19 protein-coding genes and 1 tRNA gene are annotated in these 15322 nt (G+C 69.6%); 19 read left to right on the top strand and 1 reads right to left on the bottom strand.

What is annotated here, in order from left to right; genetic code table 11:
- Nucleotides 1-127 precede the first annotated feature (127 nt).
- Both D476_RS35790 and D476_RS0126270 read left to right on the top strand, forming a co-directional pair.
- The gene (locus tag D476_RS35790) at nucleotides 128-1033 is read left to right on the top strand and encodes a helix-turn-helix transcriptional regulator (protein WP_051061846.1); all 906 of its coding nucleotides are present in this window, start codon (nucleotides 128-130) and stop codon (nucleotides 1031-1033) included.
- 27 nt (nucleotides 1034-1060) lie between these two features.
- Nucleotides 1061-1134: transfer RNA gene (locus D476_RS0126270), tRNA-Ile, on the top strand.
- Here D476_RS0126270 and D476_RS35785 read toward each other — a convergent pair.
- Nucleotides 1116-2015: a 1-aminocyclopropane-1-carboxylate deaminase/D-cysteine desulfhydrase gene (locus D476_RS35785; protein ID WP_051061849.1), complete on the bottom strand. Its 900-nt coding sequence runs from the start codon at nucleotides 2013-2015 to the stop codon at nucleotides 1116-1118. The two genes, D476_RS0126270 and D476_RS35785, sit on opposite strands and share 19 nt — an antisense overlap.
- 596 nt (nucleotides 2016-2611) lie before the next feature.
- Here D476_RS35785 and D476_RS36750 point away from each other — a divergent pair.
- From D476_RS36750 to D476_RS34635, 17 genes are all read left to right on the top strand, one after another.
- Entirely contained in the window at nucleotides 2612-2983 is a 372-nt protein-coding gene (locus tag D476_RS36750) for a hypothetical protein (protein ID WP_239648829.1), read from the top strand.
- Between the two features lie 302 nt (nucleotides 2984-3285).
- Nucleotides 3286-3825 carry a hypothetical protein gene (locus D476_RS35780; protein WP_239648828.1) on the top strand — a complete coding sequence of 180 codons (540 nt, stop codon included), beginning with the start codon at nucleotides 3286-3288 and terminating at the stop codon, nucleotides 3823-3825.
- A gap of 38 nt (nucleotides 3826-3863) precedes the next feature.
- Nucleotides 3864-4505: a hypothetical protein gene (locus tag D476_RS0126255; protein WP_026123869.1), complete on the top strand. Its 642-nt coding sequence runs from the start codon at nucleotides 3864-3866 to the stop codon at nucleotides 4503-4505.
- Nucleotides 4502-5236, top strand: a complete 735-nt coding sequence (locus tag D476_RS0126250; protein WP_017626880.1) for a hypothetical protein — start codon at nucleotides 4502-4504, stop codon at nucleotides 5234-5236. Before D476_RS0126255 ends, D476_RS0126250 begins: the two co-directional genes overlap by 4 nt.
- Nucleotides 5233-6543 carry a CpaF family protein gene (locus tag D476_RS0126245; protein ID WP_017626879.1) on the top strand — a complete coding sequence of 437 codons (1311 nt, stop codon included), beginning with the start codon at nucleotides 5233-5235 and terminating at the stop codon, nucleotides 6541-6543. The genes D476_RS0126250 and D476_RS0126245 overlap by 4 nt, the downstream gene beginning before the upstream one ends.
- A complete protein-coding gene (locus D476_RS0126240; RefSeq protein ID WP_017626878.1) occupies nucleotides 6531-7412 on the top strand; it encodes a type II secretion system F family protein in 882 nt (293 codons plus the stop codon). The genes D476_RS0126245 and D476_RS0126240 overlap by 13 nt, the downstream gene beginning before the upstream one ends.
- On the top strand, nucleotides 7409-8299 hold the full coding sequence (locus tag D476_RS34640) for a type II secretion system F family protein (protein WP_017626877.1): 891 nt from the start codon (nucleotides 7409-7411) through the stop codon (nucleotides 8297-8299). Before D476_RS0126240 ends, D476_RS34640 begins: the two co-directional genes overlap by 4 nt.
- Before the next feature lie 13 nt (nucleotides 8300-8312).
- Nucleotides 8313-8489, top strand: a complete 177-nt coding sequence (locus tag D476_RS38300) for a hypothetical protein (protein WP_017626876.1) — start codon at nucleotides 8313-8315, stop codon at nucleotides 8487-8489.
- Nucleotides 8486-8869, top strand: a complete 384-nt coding sequence (locus D476_RS0126225) for a TadE/TadG family type IV pilus assembly protein (RefSeq protein WP_017626875.1) — start codon at nucleotides 8486-8488, stop codon at nucleotides 8867-8869. Before D476_RS38300 ends, D476_RS0126225 begins: the two co-directional genes overlap by 4 nt.
- A complete protein-coding gene (locus tag D476_RS0126220; protein ID WP_017626874.1) occupies nucleotides 8866-9297 on the top strand; it encodes a TadE/TadG family type IV pilus assembly protein in 432 nt (143 codons plus the stop codon). Before D476_RS0126225 ends, D476_RS0126220 begins: the two co-directional genes overlap by 4 nt.
- Complete coding sequence (locus D476_RS0126215; RefSeq protein WP_026123867.1) at nucleotides 9294-9692, top strand: pilus assembly protein TadG-related protein; 399 nt, start codon at nucleotides 9294-9296, stop codon at nucleotides 9690-9692. Before D476_RS0126220 ends, D476_RS0126215 begins: the two co-directional genes overlap by 4 nt.
- Before the next feature lie 14 nt (nucleotides 9693-9706).
- Nucleotides 9707-12205, top strand: coding sequence for an OmpA family protein (locus tag D476_RS0126210; protein WP_020380500.1), 2499 nt, complete (start codon nucleotides 9707-9709; stop codon nucleotides 12203-12205).
- 657 nt (nucleotides 12206-12862) lie between these two features.
- Nucleotides 12863-13102: a hypothetical protein gene (locus tag D476_RS0126205; protein ID WP_152529439.1), complete on the top strand. Its 240-nt coding sequence runs from the start codon at nucleotides 12863-12865 to the stop codon at nucleotides 13100-13102.
- Between the two features lie 34 nt (nucleotides 13103-13136).
- Nucleotides 13137-13502: a hypothetical protein gene (locus D476_RS0126200; RefSeq protein ID WP_017626871.1), complete on the top strand. Its 366-nt coding sequence runs from the start codon at nucleotides 13137-13139 to the stop codon at nucleotides 13500-13502.
- Nucleotides 13503-13777: 275 nt separating this feature from the next.
- Nucleotides 13778-14191, top strand: coding sequence for a hypothetical protein (locus tag D476_RS0126195; RefSeq protein ID WP_017626870.1), 414 nt, complete (start codon nucleotides 13778-13780; stop codon nucleotides 14189-14191).
- Nucleotides 14192-14420: 229 nt separating this feature from the next.
- Nucleotides 14421-14753: a hypothetical protein gene (locus D476_RS0126185; protein WP_017626868.1), complete on the top strand. Its 333-nt coding sequence runs from the start codon at nucleotides 14421-14423 to the stop codon at nucleotides 14751-14753.
- Between the two features lie 47 nt (nucleotides 14754-14800).
- Nucleotides 14801-15313 (top strand): hypothetical protein, encoded by a 513-nt coding sequence (locus tag D476_RS34635; RefSeq protein WP_017626867.1) that lies wholly within the window; start codon nucleotides 14801-14803, stop codon nucleotides 15311-15313.
- The last annotated feature ends 9 nt before the right edge of the window (nucleotides 15314-15322 follow it).

Here is a 15322-nt window from a genome sequence, read left to right as displayed (position 1 = left end):
TCTTTGGGCACCGCGCCTCTGACTACCAATGCCCCCCGCCCGAGCCCGCAGCCGACGCAAGCAGCAGGCGCAGCTGGCTGAGCGCCTACGTGCCGAAGGCCGTTCATGGGGCGAGGTCGCCCATGTCATGCGAGAGCGCTACCGGGTGAACGCGCGCGTGGGCATGCGCCTGGCGCGCGGGTGGTCCCAGCGCCAGGTCGCCGAGATGTGGTCCGAGAGGTGGCCGGCCGATCCCAAGAGCGACAAGGCGATCAGCTACTGGGAGCTCTGGCCCGGGCCCACGGGCTACGAGCCGTCCCTGACGGTCCTGGGGCGGCTGGCCGAGCTGTACGAGTGCCACATCGTCGACCTCCTCGCTGACGGTCCCGACCACCGCAGCGGTGACGGTGCGCACCGCGCGCACGCGGCTCTTGCCCCGCTGGCAGGCGAGTCGGACGAGGGAGCGGTCGAGAAGGCCGCCGAGCAGGTCGCCGCTCTGGAGGTACACGAGATCGCGGCCGCCGTCACCCGGTGGACCGCCCGGCTCGGGGAAGGGCGGCGCGGCCCTATCTTGAAGCTGTCAGCTGCCCTGTCGCTGGCGGCGACCCTGCCGGACGATGCCGAACCGGAACCGGAGCCTGCCTCGCCGGGGCCGGACTACACCGGGGTGTGGCGGTCGCGCTACCTCTACACCAGCAGCAGCCGTGGCCCGCAACAGGGCGAGCACTACGTGGTGTTGCGCCAGGACGGGCCCCGCCTGCTGGGGCAGTCGCTGCCGCACACCACCGGCTCCCGACTCGAGCTCACGCTGACCATCTCCGGGATGGTCGCCTCCGGCACGTGGTCGGAGAAGACCTCGCCGACCGGGCACTACCGCGGAGCGGAGTACCACGGCACCTTGCAGCTGCTCGTGAACCCCTCCGGGCGCGAGATGGCCGGCCGGTGGGTGGGGTTCGGGAAGAACTTCAAGGTGAACACGGGGGAGTGGGACCTGACCTGGGTTGATCACGCGGTGTCGCAGCGGGTCGTGCGCGAGTATCACATGCGCCTGTGAGGGGCTCGGATCGTTAGGATCAGCCCCGGGGCGGTAGCTCAGCCGGTTAGAGCAGCGGACTCATAATCCGTGGGTCGCGGGTTCAAGTCCCGCCCGCCCCACTTTCCGCTGGCCCGGTGATGACGGCGACGACTGTGGTACCAGGTGAGAGCTCGCCTTTGGCGGCCATCTCGTAGATGCCGGCCAGCATTTTCGCGACGTAGGTCAGCTCAAGGCGGATGCCGTGCCGATTCTCGAAATCGGTGGCGAACGCGTGCAGCTGCGGCGGGTGCTTGGCGAACCCTCCGAAGTGGAAGCGGGTCTCCACCCGCCAGTTCGCAGTGGTGAGCCCGGCCTCGGCCTGGAGTCGCTGCACCTCGTCAGTGAGGAAATCGCCTTTGAGGGCTGAGAACCCGATGGCGTGCACTCCGGGCGGGGCACCGGCTGCGATCCCGGCGAGGGTTCCTCCGGTCCCGGCTGGGCAGCAGATCACGTCGTAGGGGGCGGTGGTCTCTCCGGGGACGTCCATTGCGCCGCGCACCGCCAGGGCGTTGGAGCCGCCCTCGGGGATGAGGAAGAAGTCCCCGTGCTCGCTGCGGAGGCGGTCGACGACCTCGGTGCTGTGCTTCTCGCGGTAGGTCTGGCGGTCCATGAACACAAGCCGCATGCCGCGCTGCTCGCAGTAGGCCAGCGACCAGTTCCTCGGCTTGGCCACGAGCTCGTCGCCGCGCACCACGCCGATGGTGTCCAGCTTGTAGTGGGCGCCTGCCGCAGCGACCGCGCGCAGGTGGTTGGAGTAGGCGCCGCCGAAGGTCAGCAGGGTGTGGTGGCCGAGCTCGCCCGCCTGTTCGAGGTTCAGCCGGAGCTTGCGCCACTTGTTCCCCGGGACCTCGGGGCTGATGAGGTCGTCCCGCTTCAGAAGCAGGCGTACGTTGCCCAGCCGTTCGTCGTCCATCTCGACCAGCGGGGAGGGGAGCTGGAGGCGCAGGGGCTCAAGCGGCATGCCGCCAGCGTAACTACTGCATCGATCGAGATGAGGCTGGGCTGGGCGGTGGCGCCATCCCACGGCTTCGAAGGGGAATGAGAGCGCTGGTTTACCTGGAGTCTCCACCTTCGATGTGTGTCGATAAGAGGGTGGTTGAGTAATTGCTGGCGATTCATCCATTTGTTTCTCGGTTGGGTCCTAGGTGGGGAACCGTGTGTTCGTGGCTGAGTTGGTCGCCTTCTTGCCTTGTGGTCATTCTTACGTGACGGAGAGTCAGCTTTGCTTCGTGTGGTGTTCGGCTCTCTAGAGATTACTCTTTGTGTCTGAGTGGGACCTTCGGTTGTCTCTTGGGTCAGGCTTACCTATGGGTAAGATCGCTGTAATGGGCCCCCTTCTGCGGGTTTCTGTCTTTGACCGCTGGTGGTGTGCGCGTTACCGTCAGTCTTCCTTGGCTGATGTGGTAATTGCTGATGAGGAAGCTAATGACCCTGCCTCGTGTTGCGCTCGCCGTTCTGTTCGTCGGGGGTGTAGCGGCATGTGTGCCCGCTGAGGAGTCGGACCAGCCGGATCCTCCCTCCGAGTCGCCGACTCCTGAGTCGGATGAGGAGGCGGCGGTGGGGGCCTACACAGATATGTGGAATGTGGTGGTCGAAGCTTCGCACTCGGGAGATCCGGATCCAGAGGAATTAGCGGATCATGCTTCAGGGGATGCTTTGGAACTGATGCGGCAAACCCTTCAAGGGGCGAGTGACGATGGAGTCACCGTGGTCGGGGAGCCGTTGCTCTCCCCGGAAGTCACCGAATCATCTGAGCGTGAAGTGACGATCCTCGATTGCGTTGACGACTCAGAGTGGGTGGAACAGGGGGAGGCGAGTTCGTCAGCAGAAGCTGAACCAGGGCCGCGCAAGGTGGATGCGACCGTTTCCAATGACGGCTTGGTTTGGCGTGTCTCCGAGTTACGTATCTGGGAGCAGGGGTCGTGCTGAGGCGATGTGTGGTCGGAAGCACCGCAGTCTGTTCACTGGTTCTGGTCCAAGCTGCCCCGGCATTCGCCGACGATCCATCCTTCTTGGGGCGGGCCGAGTGCGGTACCCAAGGCGGTCCCGGCTGCGACGTCAGCGCTGAATCAGGGGAAGGCACGCCGGGGCGGCCTGGTGGGGGAGCTGGTGGTGGCGCCTCCAGCGAGAACGGCGGCGGCAGCGGATCCTCGAGCACGGGCGGAGCCTACGCCGGGACGGTGTGCACGGAACCAGGCGCTGCCGTTCAGGACTGCACCACCACTCTCGCGGTGCCTGGTGGAGGGGCCGGTGGCGGCGGTGATGACGGCGGACCGGCCTTCGACCCCGTCGCCCTCGCCGATGCCGCTCGCGACGCGATGCATCTTCCCGGCCCCGGTCTGAACACCTCTCCCGGCGCGGACGCGCCGGTGCTGGTGCAGGTCCCGGTCTGGCTGTGGGTCGACGAAGAGGTGTGGGAGCCCGTGACGGCCGAAGCCGAAGTCCCTGGCGGAGCCGTCTCGGTGACCGCGACCCCGACGTCGGCGGACTGGTCCATGGGCGACGGCGAGGTCGTCACCTGCTCTGGGCCCGGTCGCCCCTATGCCCCCGGGCGCGACGATCCCGCCTCCGCCTCTCCCGACTGCGGCCACACCTACACTCGCGCCTCCACCGGTGACTACACGGTCGCGGTGGAAGTGACCTGGTCGGTGAGCTGGGAGGCGACCGACGGTACCGGCGGTGAACTCGCCCCGCTGTTCACCGAAGCCGACACCGAGGTGGACGTCGTGGAGTCCCAAGGCCTCGTGCAGACGCGAGCCGCCGCCCTCTGAGACCCCGCGCCCACGAGAGCTGTCGAAGGAGTACGGCAATGACGCAACCAGACGGCCGTGGCTCAAAGCTCCGGCTTAAGGCCGGGGCGCGCCGATGGCGCCGACTGGCCGCAGGGCTGGTGCTGATGGCACTCGGCGCCGTCGCAGCCGGCGCCGCACTCGACCGGAGCGATGACCGAAGCGGATACGTGGCCGCCGCACGCGACCTTCCCGCCGGACGCCTCCTGGAATCCGGCGACCTGCAGGTGGTTCACATCGCCGGTGCCGACGCGCTGTCCGCCGTCCCTGTCGAAGAGCGCGACGGCCTTGTCGGCCAACGCCTGTCCACCGCGGTGCCCGAACGGTCGCTGATCCCCTCCAAAGCCGTCACCGCCGAACCCGCGCACCTGGAAGACGGGGAGGCCGTCATCGGCGCAGTTCTGTCGCCCGCGCAGTTCCCCGCCTCCCTCCAGGAAGGCGCACAGGTCTCGGCGATCATCTCCGAACTCGGCGACGGTGAAGGCGACGCCGAGACCACTGGCGTTCCCGCAAGGGTCCAGGCCATCCACGCCCCGACCGGCGACACCTCGGAGTCCACCCGCGTCGAGCTCGTCGTCGACGCCGCCGATGCTGCTCGCGTCGCCCAGGCCGCCGCAGCCGAGGCCCTGTCGGTCGTTGAAGTCGGCGGAGGCGTCCCGTGACCCGCCTGGCCGCGGTGTGCTCGCTCAGCGGCGCGCCCGGGGCCACCACACTCGCCCTGGCCCTGGCCGCCGCCTGGCCCGAACCCGAGACCGCGACCGTGATCGAGGCCGACGCCTCCGGAGGAGACATCGCGGCCTGGCGCCACCTTCCTGCCTCCCCCGGACTGGTCGAGCTCGCCGCCGCCTCCCGCCTCGACGGCCCTCAACGCCGCGCCCGGCCCGAGGACTTCACCCAGGTCCTTCCCGGCGGCCTGCGCGCCTGCACGGCACCATCGGCCGCCGACCGCGCCGCCAACGCCGTCGCCCTCCTGGCCGAGAACACAGAGGCGTTGACCTCGGGGAACGGGATCGTGGTCGTGGACCTGGGGCGGATGGCCCCGCGGTCGCCGGCCGTGCGCCTGGCCGCCGCTGCCCACGCAACTCTCCTGGTCGCCAACGACGACGTCGCACACCTCAAACGGGTCCGAGACGCTCTTCCCGCCCTGAAGGCCGGGATCTCGAATCTCGAGTTGGCTGTCACGACCGGCCCGCACGACGACGCGGCCCTGCAAGAAGCCATAGGCGCGCCAGTACGAGCGCGCATCCCCGCCGATCGCCCCTCCGCGAGCCTGCTGCGAGGCGACTCGGTACCCCCGCGTCGATGGAGCAGGCGGCCCCTGCTCGCCACGGCCCGGCGGCTCGCGGGCGAGCTCGACTCGCAGATGAACTCCAGGCCGGTGAGCGCCCCATGAGCACCGAGGAACTGGTGGCCCGATGGGTCCGCTACACCAGCGGTGAAGCCCTGCGCCGCCTCAGCGCGACCGTCAACCTCGACGACGCGGAAACCCCCGAGGACTTCGCGGCCCGGGCCGAGCGCGTCATCCGCGAGGTCCTCGACCAGGCCGCCCAACGGGCGCTGGCCCGCGGTGACCGGGTGCTCAGCCGCGAGGTCGAGCAGCGGGTCCTGCAAGCGGCCCTGGCCCAGGTATGCGGCACCGGCCCCCTCCAGGACCTCCTGGACGACCCCGACATCGAGAACATCAACCTGACGGGAACGCAGGTGTGGGTCCGCTACGCCGACGGGCGCCGCGAAAGGCGCCCGCCGATCGTGGCCACACCCGACGAGCTGGTCGCTTTGGTGCGCCGGATCGCCTCCGAATCCCCCGCCGGGGAGCGCCGCTTCGACCCGGCTGCCCCGATCCTCGACATGCCCCTGCGTGACGGCTCCCGGATGAACGCCGTGATGGACGTGGTCCACACCCCCTCGGTGTCGATCCGCCGCCACCGCCACCGGACCACCACCCTGCGCGAACTCCGCAAGCTGGGCACGCTCGACGACGCGGCCGCCGGACTGCTCGGCGCGGCGGTGCGCTCCCGCCGCAACATCGTCATCACCGGCGGCACCGGAGCCGGAAAGACCACCCTGCTGCGGGCCCTGGCATCCCACATCCCGCCGGACGAGCGCATCGTGACCATCGAAGACGTCCCCGAACTCGGGCTGGAGCGCGACCCCCATGCCCACCCGGACGCCGTCGCCCTGCACGCCCGTCCGCCCAACGTCGAAGGCGCCGGCGAGGTCACCGTCGCCGAACTCGTCCGGGCGGCCCTGCGCATGAGCCCGGACCGGGTGATCGTGGGCGAGACCCGCGGCCACGAGACGGTCCCGCTGCTCAACGCGATGAGCCAGGGCAACGACGGCAGCCTGACCACCCTGCACGCCGCCTCATCGGACGGTGCGTTCGCCAAGCTCGGCGCCTATGCGGCCCAGTCCGCCGAGCGCCTCCCGCTCGACGCCACCTGCCTGCTCATCGCCACCGCCGTGCACCTGGTCGTGCACATCTCTGCCACCCCTACCGGGGAACGCGTGGTCACCAGCATCCGCGAGGTCGTGGGCGCCGAAGGGCCGCGCGTGGCCTCCAACGAGATCTACCGCCGCTCCCGGGAGGCGGGACGGCTACCGGCCGCCCCGCCGAGCCCGCCCACCATCGATGTGCTCACTGCGGCGGGCTTCGACATCGCCCGCCTGGTCGAACCCGACATGCAGGGGTGGTCCGGGTGAACGCCGCAACCCTGATCGGCATCGCCGGGGGAGCGGCCCTCGGCGGCGGCCTATGGCTCACGCTCAACGGCGCCTTTGCCGCCGTCGAAGGCAACGCTCCTGCGCGCAAGGCCCTGGACGTTAGGACCCTGCTCACCGACCGCCGCCGCGCCCTGCGCGCCGTCGGCGTCCTCGGTGCCGCAGCGGCGGCCTGGGCAGTGACCGGCTGGCCCGTCGCTGCTCTGCTCGCGGCCGCCGCGGCCTGGTGGCTGCCCGGACTGCTGGGCCCCGACCGCGAGCACCACGAGCGGCTGGAGCGCATCGAGGCCGTGGCGGCCTGGACCGAACAGGTGCGCGACCTGATGTCGGCGGCATCGGGCCTGCAGAGCGCCATCACCGCCACCGCTCCCATCGCCCCGGCTTCCATCCGGGAGCACGTGGTGCGCCTGGCCGAGCGGATCCGCACCGACCACCCGCACAAGACGCTGACCGAGTTCGCCGAAGCCGTCGACACCCCGACCGCGGACCTGGTGGCCGCCGCCCTGAGCAACGCGGCCACCCGGCACGCGGCCGACCTCGGGGCGCTGCTGTCCGGGCTGGCCGAGGCGACCCGGGAGCAGGCCGCGATGCTCGTACGCGTGGCCGCCACCCGGGCCCGGGTGCACACCGCGATGCGCATCATAACCGCCACCACCCTGGCCCTGGCGGTCCTCCTCCTGGTCTTCAACCCGACCTACCTGGCCCCCTACGACGGCGCGCTCGGACAGCTCGTGCTGGCCGGCATCGGCGCGCTCTGGGCACTCGCCCTGACCTGGCTCGCCCGGCTGTCGCGAACCGACCTCGGACCACGCGTGCTGCGCGCCGAGCCCCATGCGCAGGTGAGCACATGAGCCCCCTCCTCCTCGCCGGGATCGGCGGCACTCTCATCGGCGCCGGAGCCTGGGTGCTCATCGCCCTGCGGTGGGCGCGCCCGAGCCTGGCCGACCTCCTGACCGAGCCCCCACCACCGCGCCCCGCGCCCTCCACGGTGTCGGCGGGCAGTTGGGCGGCCCGCCTCGGAAGCCGAGGGATCCCCGTGCTCGCGGCCATGGGGCTACCCACCAAGCGGACGCGCGCCCGACTCCTCCTCTGCGAGCGCGACATCCCCTCCTACCTGGCGGAGAAGACCACCACCGCCCTGGTCGGAGTGGCGCTCCCGCCCCTGGTCGGGGCAGTTGCAACGGTGGCCGGCGTGCCCATCGCGCCGCTGCCCGGCTTCCTGCTGTGGGCCCTGGCCGCAGGCGTACTCTGGCTGGCCCCGGACCTGTCCTTGCGCGACGAAGCCGCCAAGCGGCGCACGGAGATGCGCCAGACCGTCGCCGCATTCGCCGACCTGGTCGTCGTCGCCCTCGCCGGCGGCGCCGGAGTCAGCGGGGCCCTGGACGAGGCGTCCCGCACCGGGGGCACGGCCATGGCGCGCATCCGGATCGCCCTGCGCGCCGCCGCCCTGCGCCGCGACCCGCCATGGTCCGCCCTCCGAGAACTCGGAGACCGCTACGACCTGGACGAGTTCAACGAGCTCGCCGCCAGCCTCCAACTCGCCGGAACCGACGGCGCCCGCGTCCGAGCCTCCCTGGCCGCCAAAGCGCGCTCCCTGCGCACCCGCCACCTGGCGGCCCTCGACGCCCAGGCCCAAGCCGCCACCGAACGCATGAGCCTGCCGGTCGTCCTCCTGTTCGCCGGGTTCCTCGTCCTCGTCGGCTACCCGGCGCTCAGCCTCATCCTCACCAGCCTCTGAGGGAGACATCCCCATGCACCGCTCCCACACCGTGTTCCCGCTCCGGCCCCGCCGCCCCGACTCCGGCTACTCCACCGAATCCGTCGTCGTCATCGCCCTGCTCGTCGGCCTGGCCATCGCGGTCTTCGCCGTACTCACCCCCGCCGTCACCGACAAGGCTGACGAGATCGTCAGCATGCTCTCCGAATGAGGGCCGCACGCACCCGCAGCGACCGGGGCAGCGCGGAACTCGCGGTCGCCACGCCCCTCCTGCTGCTTCTGCTGCTCCTGGTGATCCAGGCCGGACTGGTCGCCCACGCCTCACAGGTGGCCCAGTCCATCGCGACCACGGCCCTGGCCGAGGCCCGAGCCGTCGACGCCACCGACGCCGACGGCCAGGCCGCCGGAGAACACGCAGGAGAACAGCTCGGCGGGCGCCTCCTGCGCGGGCTCAACGTTGAGGTGCACCGCGACGACGAGGCGGCCCGCGTCGTCGTCACCGCGCAGGTCCCGTCCGTCCTACCCGGACTGACCTGGCCGATCCGACACGAGAGCTCGGCACCTGTGGAGAGGTTCACCAGCCCGCCATGACCGGCCGCGAACTCCGACTCCAGGGAGAACAGCGGGGGAGCGCGGCCGTGGAGCTGGCGGTCCTCACCCCGCTGCTGATCCTGCTCGTCCTGCTGATCGTGCTGGCCCACCGCCTCACGACGGCGACACAGGCGGCCGACGCCGCCGCCCACGCGGGAGCGCGCGCCGCCACATTGGAACGCAGCCCCGAGCAGGCACGCGCCGCCGCCGAAAGGGCCGTTGCGGACGCTCTGCGTACGCACGAGCTGAGCTGCAGCAGCCACACCCTGACCCTGGAGACGGGCGCTCTGGAGCCCGGCGGCACCGTGAGAGCCGAGCTGACCTGCCGGGCCGACCTCAGTGGCCTCACCGGCCTCGGGGTGCCCCTCCACCGAGACGTCGAGGGCGAGGCCGACGCCGTGGTCGACGTGTACCGGGGGCGTCCATGAGCGGACGCTCCAGATCCGACGCCGGGCAGGTGACCGCCTTCGTCACCACCACCGCCCTCACCCTCGTCTTCGTCTTCGCCCTGGTGTGGGAAGGCGGATCGGCCCTGGCCGAGCGGAGCCGGGCCCTCTCCTTGGCGCAGGAGGCGGCCCGAGCCGGGGCACAGCAGATCGACCTGGCCACCTACCGGACAGGGGAGGAGATCCTGCTCGACCCTGAGGCCGCCGAGCGCGCGGCCCGGAACTTTCTCGACCGGGCCGGAGCCACAGGCACCGTCTCCGCCGGAGAGGACGCCGTCACGGTGACCGCCCAACTCGACTACGACTTCACGCTGATGCCCCTGGGGAGCCGCACCCTCGCGGCCAGCGCGAGCGCCGCACCGCACACCGGCCCCTGAACCGAGGAACCCCCATGGCTCGACGCATCGTCCTGCAGACCGGCGCACTTCTCTTCAGCATCGCCGTCCTCGCCGGAGTCCCCTACGTGGCGACCACCGTGCTCGCCTGGCCCCGCCTCGACTGGGACGCCGACAGCGCGATGGCCTACCTGCGCGGAGGCTCGCTTCCTCCAGGTGTGGCAACGGCGTTCGGCGTCGGCCTGTTGTGGGTGCTCTGGGGGCTGTACCTCGCTGCGGCCGCCACCGAACTCTGGCAGCGCATGCGGAGCCGCCCGGCGCGGCGCCTGTTCGGCCCCCTTCAACTCCTGGCGGCCACCGCTGCAGGGGCCACAGTCAGCACACCGGTCGCCCACGCCGCCGTTGAGCCCGCAGCGACAGCCGACGCTGCTGAGGGGGAGGTTCCGGTCGAGGAAGGGGCACCGCCGCCCGCCCCGGAAGGCGGCGCCCACGAGGAAGCGGGCCCCGAGGGCCGGGTCCATATCGAGCGGAACAGAGTCCTCAGCGGCATCGCCCTCGACTCCGCCGAACTGACGCCCGAGATGGAAGCCGGCCTCGCCTCGGTCATCGCAATGATCCGCGACCACGGCGCCGCCGGAGTCCCCATCGTCGTCACCGGACACACCGATGCCAGCGGGGATCCCGAGTACAACCAGCAGCTTTCCCAGCGGCGGGCCGAATCCGTCGCCGAGCACCTCACCGCCGAGCTGGGGCCGGATGCTCCCGAGGTCGTGGTCCAGGGCGTCGGAGCGGACGAGCTCCTGGACGACGCCACCGACTCCGGGCAGCGCCGGGTCGAGATCACCTACACCGTCGCCTCCGGCCCTCCACCGGCCGCACGGACCCCTGAATCACCCGCGCCGGAGCCGCCTCCCGAACAAGCACCGGACGAGCGCCCCGTCGTCGTGGTCGAGATCCCCTCGGCCGCGACAGCAGCAGGGGCCGCCGCTGCCTCGGGCGTCGTCGCCGGCGCGACCGGGTACCTCCTCGGCCGCCGCCCACGCCCTGACCGGGACCGAGGCCCAGGGGAGGGCGATGAGGACGACTGGGACGAGAGCGAGGATGAGGCTCTTGCAGGCGCAGCCCAGGATCCCGCCCACGCGTCGACCTCCCTGTGGTCACCACCCCATCCGGTCGAGGCCGATTCGCCCACACCACAGCAGCAGGGGGAGGCCCTCGCCCTTCGACGACTCCGCGGCGCCTTGGGGATCACAGGAGTCGGAGCACACGGTGCCGTACGAACGGTCCTGGCCATGGCCCTGCAGCGCGAAGGGCTGCGAGTCGTGCTCCCGGAGGACTGCCTCGTCACGCTTCTGGGAGATGCCGCCGCGGAGCGCGTCCGGGACGGCGCACCTCCAGGGATCCGCATCACGACGACCTTGAGCGAGGCCATCGCCCACCTGCATGCGGAGATGCTCACCAACCTGGGGGAGGACGAAGACGACGACCAAGAGCCCGTCGAGCCGCCGAACCGTGAAGCCGACGACGAGGGCGAGGTGAATGTGCTCATCGCCGCTGCAGACCGGGAGGAGGCCCAACAGGTCGACGACCTGCTGGACGCCGGGGGAGCACCAGTGGCGGCCCTCGTCCTCAGCCGCTGGTCAGGGCGCGTCGCGGTAATCGACCACGCAGGCCACGTTCACAAGGGCGATGGAGACATCGGAGGTCTGGCGGGTACGGCCTGGCCGCTCACCACACGGGGACAGGTCATCGACGCACTCATCGACGCGCAACGAAACCGCCCCATTGACTCGGACAGCGAGAACGGTTCTGACGACGGCCAGGTGGCCGCAGGAACACAGGACGAGGGGCCAGAAGCCGAAGCACCTGAACGCCCCGTCCGCCTACGTGTTCTTGGACGAGTCGGCATGACCGTAGGCGGCAAGGCGGCCGTTCCGCGGCGGCGCTCCGCCTACGAAGTCGCCGCCTACCTCGCGCTGCACCCCGACGGTGTCCGTCTCGACCGCGCGGTAGAGGACATGTGGCCCGACGACATCGCGACGCGCTCCACCCGGCGCTTCCACGACGCCGTCAGCGCGCTTCGCGGAGCCGTGCGCCAGACCGCCGCCGCAAGCGCCACCGCCACGGTCGTCCTGCACGACGACCACTACCGCCTCGATCCCGAGGCGGTGAGCACGGACCTGTGGGACCTGCACAAGGCCATGGGGTCGGACGGGACGGCAGACGACTTGCTCCAGGCGACGGTTGACTATGAGGACTTTGCTGCCGACTCCGACTTCCGCTGGGCAGAGCTCCACCGCGAGCGGCTGCGGCAACGGCTGATCGAGGCCCTCCTCGCAGCGGTCGACGACTCCGAGCCGAACACAGCTGTCCGGCTCCTGCGGCGGGCGGTGCAGATCGCGCCGCTCACCGAGCAACCCCACCGCAAGCTCGTCACCTGCCTACTCGAACAAGGGGACACCAGGGCAGCTGCTACGGCCTTTGCCGCCTACGAACAGGCCATGCGAGAAATCGGAGCGGAGGTCGCACCTGAATTACGCGCACAACTATCCTAGAAAAGTGATAGTGCGAGGCGCGGCAGGGGCAACCCCCTTTCTCCTTTCCTTGGCTTGTGCGGTGCGTGTTGCCCTGCCGGGTCGTTCTGTCAGGGTTTCCTTTTAAGGGTAATTGCTGGGCGAATGCCTTTGCTAATGGGTGTCCACGGGGATGTCGAACGGGGCGTCCGCGGGGGCGGCTCTCCCTGAGGCGGTATGGCGGCCAAGGCGTCGCTGTCAAGAAATAGCTGGTCAGGTGGCGTGTGGGGGGTGCCTGTGTGTCGCCCGACAGGTGCGGAGCATGGTCCGCAAACTCTATCGGGATGGTGCGGGGTTTGGTCGGATTCGTCCCCTGGTGCGATCGGATTGACGGATATCAATTCGAATGCCGTATTCCCTTCCTCTATTTACAGGCGCTTTCTTGGTGTGTTGTCTTATGGTCTATTGTAACCCTCGCTCTACACTTCGAATCATGGATTGACGTGCGAGAGTGCATGTCGAACTGTCGCCATGATTTCAATGTGCCGGCCGGAATATTTTCTTCTGTCTCGTTAATTGATCTTCCGTGTGGGTATTAATAAGGGTGACCAAGCAAAGAACACTCCCCCGGAGAATGCTATGGCCTGGTACGGGGTGTGGTACGGCGGACCCGGATTCACTCCGTCGTCCCAAGAGGACATGGAACGCTTCCCCTCACTGCAAGCAGCGAAGGATGCGCTGTGGAGTCGGACCTATATGGGCTACTCGCAGCGCCAGCACTTCGACTACGTCTTCCGTCGGCCGGAACGCGTTCTGACGCCTGCGGTCACCGAAGGAAGCTACATCGACCTCTACCGGTCGCCCGATGCTGATCTGTCCCTGATCGAGCGTCGCATCCTCTTCGGTCTGCGCGGCGGAATCCGAATCGAACCCTGCTGAACCCCAGTAGTTCGCACCCTAGGTGAGGTGTGCCATGTCGGAATTCGTCATCGACGGTTTCACTATCCTCCCTCACACGCTGATAATCGAACCCGCCGGCTTCGAAACCTGCGGCGTGGTCGCCCGGGAGTGCTGGTCCTACGGCCTCTACTGCGGTGACTCCCTCATCTTCGAAGGGAAGGACTTGCGGACCCCTGTGGGAGTTTCGGAAGACCAGGTCGCCGCGCGTGCGCTGGGCTTCCTCACCCTGCGCCCCGGGGACACGGAAGATGAGTACTTCGCCGATTACAGCCAAGACCAGTTCGCGTGGTGCGAGGAGAACGCGGACATGCTCGGGCTGTGCCTGATCGGTGAAGGCGGCACCGAAACGGACGACCTGTCCTGCTATCGCGCGGGATAAGCAAAAGGGGTGCCGACCGCGCCACGGTCGGCACCCCGAATCCGCCTTCCCGGTATCGGTTCAGGGGCCGCGAGTATCGCGGCCCCTGATCGGACACCGATTCAAGGCGGTGAATGCCGATGTGCAGACAGCATCCCACGCTCAACCACGCGGACTACCCGCACGAACCCGGAACCCTGTACGACTGCCGCGCGTGCGAAGCCGAATGCCACTGTGACGGCGAAGGAACGTGCGTCCACTGCGCAATCACCGCTGAAAGCGACAAGGGAGGAGACGTGGCCCTGATCAGATTGCCGCACAGCGGCCTGGTCGTCCCTACCGAGCAAGTGCGCGTAACGCAGGTGTCCAGCACGGACATCGGAACCGGAATCGCCTGGTCCGGAACGGTCCGCGACGGTCGGACCCTGCTGGGAGCCTTCACCAACGGTGGCCGCGGTGGCCCTACGCAGTTCCAAGCGGCCGATGACGCCGGCGCGCGGCGCATGCGCGAATTCATCGCGGCCTGTCGCACAGCCGATGGCGACCCTGCCGACGAAGAAGCCGTTGGCGAGGCGCTCACGGACGAACACGAGACGTCCAAGGCCATCGCCGCGGCACAGCGCCGCGGCCGGACCCTCATCCGGCACTACGACGACTTCGACATCCCGGGCTTCTGGGAGTCCACGGCGGACCCGACCGCCCCGAGATGACGCGCGCACTCGCCACCGAATGCGCCGCGAGCCACCCCGGCGTGATCCGCGCCGAACTGTGGGACGCCAAGTCCCGCGCCTGGATCGAGTTCTACCGCCGCACCGACTGACCGGCGACGGGGCCGGTTCCGACGATGACCGGCCCCGCCACCTCCCCGTGAGGGGCGTCGGTGCGTGGGAAAGCGGAACCCTCCCATGACTCCGCCCCCGGTTCCTCCAAGGAGCTCGGATGGCCGTGCTCAGCATCGAGATCTTTCTTCGCGCCCCTGAGACCACCGACCCCGCGTCCCACCCCACACCCGAATGGCTCACCCGGACACTCGCCGAAGCCATCACCCCACTGACCGCCCCCGGATCAGTAATGCCGGTCATCGGCGCGACAGTCGACGCCTTCCCCGACGGCGACGGCGCACAGATCCGGGCCACCTGCCTAGCCGCGGACGGTGTCGAGGCGATGGACACGCTTGCGGCCCGCCTTGAGGCCGCCCTCTTCGACGTCGCCTGCGTTGAGGGCTGGCACCTGCATGCAGGCCAGACCAACTGGTACTGCGCCGACAACTGAAGCCCCGGGGCGCCGACGGCGCCCCAGGCGACCGCCCGGGAGGATCGATGTTCCCCCTTCTCACCGTCAACGGAGCCGCGGTCAGCACAGAGGATGATGTCTTCGACGTCGAGTCCATCGCCGTCGAGTTCGACCACGAGAGCGGCAACACCCACGCCTGTACCGCCTGCGGTAACCCGATCGCACAGACCACGACCGGATGGATCGATGACGACGGCGAACAGGACTGCCCCGCGTCGGCCGATTCGCCCCCGACCGGTCACCAGGCCCATCCGCTCCCGCTGAGCTGGTGCAACTCCGCCGCAATCCAGCTCGAAGAGGAGCAGGACGCCGTCACCGTCTCGATCTCCGTCGGGGACCCGCGCGGCGCCTTCACCTTCACCGTGACCCGCGTCCCCGAAGACGCCGATACCGAGCTGGCCGGGTGCCTCCTGCTGCACATGCCGTACCCGAAGGAGCCCTTCGAGCACGCCCCTTTGCAGGAGATCCGCCCGGGGACCTACCGCGTCGGCTCCGCGGCTTCGCCGCTTCCCCGACACCTCGCCCACAGCAACACCTGACCAGAAAAG

Source organism: Nocardiopsis chromatogenes YIM 90109, assembly GCF_000341185.1.
Lineage (GTDB): Bacteria > Actinomycetota > Actinomycetes > Streptosporangiales > Streptosporangiaceae > Nocardiopsis_A > Nocardiopsis_A chromatogenes.
The sequence above is the reverse complement of the archived record's forward strand: the minus strand, read 5'-3'. Positions and strand labels throughout refer to the sequence as shown.

Coding starts and splice junctions, on each gene's coding strand:
- D476_RS35785 (WP_051061849.1), bottom strand. CDS start 2,015: ATGCCGCTTGAGCCCCTGCGCCTCCAGCTCCCCTCCCCGCTGGTCGAG.
- D476_RS34635 (WP_017626867.1), top strand. CDS start 14,801: ATGTTCCCCCTTCTCACCGTCAACGGAGCCGCGGTCAGCACAGAGGAT.
- D476_RS0126205 (WP_152529439.1), top strand. CDS start 12,863: ATGGAACGCTTCCCCTCACTGCAAGCAGCGAAGGATGCGCTGTGGAGT.
- D476_RS0126185 (WP_017626868.1), top strand. CDS start 14,421: ATGGCCGTGCTCAGCATCGAGATCTTTCTTCGCGCCCCTGAGACCACC.
- D476_RS34640 (WP_017626877.1), top strand. CDS start 7,409: ATGAGCCCCCTCCTCCTCGCCGGGATCGGCGGCACTCTCATCGGCGCC.
- D476_RS0126225 (WP_017626875.1), top strand. CDS start 8,486: ATGAGGGCCGCACGCACCCGCAGCGACCGGGGCAGCGCGGAACTCGCG.
- D476_RS0126255 (WP_026123869.1), top strand. CDS start 3,864: ATGACGCAACCAGACGGCCGTGGCTCAAAGCTCCGGCTTAAGGCCGGG.
- D476_RS0126220 (WP_017626874.1), top strand. CDS start 8,866: ATGACCGGCCGCGAACTCCGACTCCAGGGAGAACAGCGGGGGAGCGCG.
- D476_RS0126200 (WP_017626871.1), top strand. CDS start 13,137: ATGTCGGAATTCGTCATCGACGGTTTCACTATCCTCCCTCACACGCTG.
- D476_RS35790 (WP_051061846.1), top strand. CDS start 128: ATGCGAGAGCGCTACCGGGTGAACGCGCGCGTGGGCATGCGCCTGGCG.
- D476_RS0126215 (WP_026123867.1), top strand. CDS start 9,294: ATGAGCGGACGCTCCAGATCCGACGCCGGGCAGGTGACCGCCTTCGTC.
- D476_RS0126245 (WP_017626879.1), top strand. CDS start 5,233: ATGAGCACCGAGGAACTGGTGGCCCGATGGGTCCGCTACACCAGCGGT.
- D476_RS38300 (WP_017626876.1), top strand. CDS start 8,313: ATGCACCGCTCCCACACCGTGTTCCCGCTCCGGCCCCGCCGCCCCGAC.
- D476_RS0126210 (WP_020380500.1), top strand. CDS start 9,707: ATGGCTCGACGCATCGTCCTGCAGACCGGCGCACTTCTCTTCAGCATC.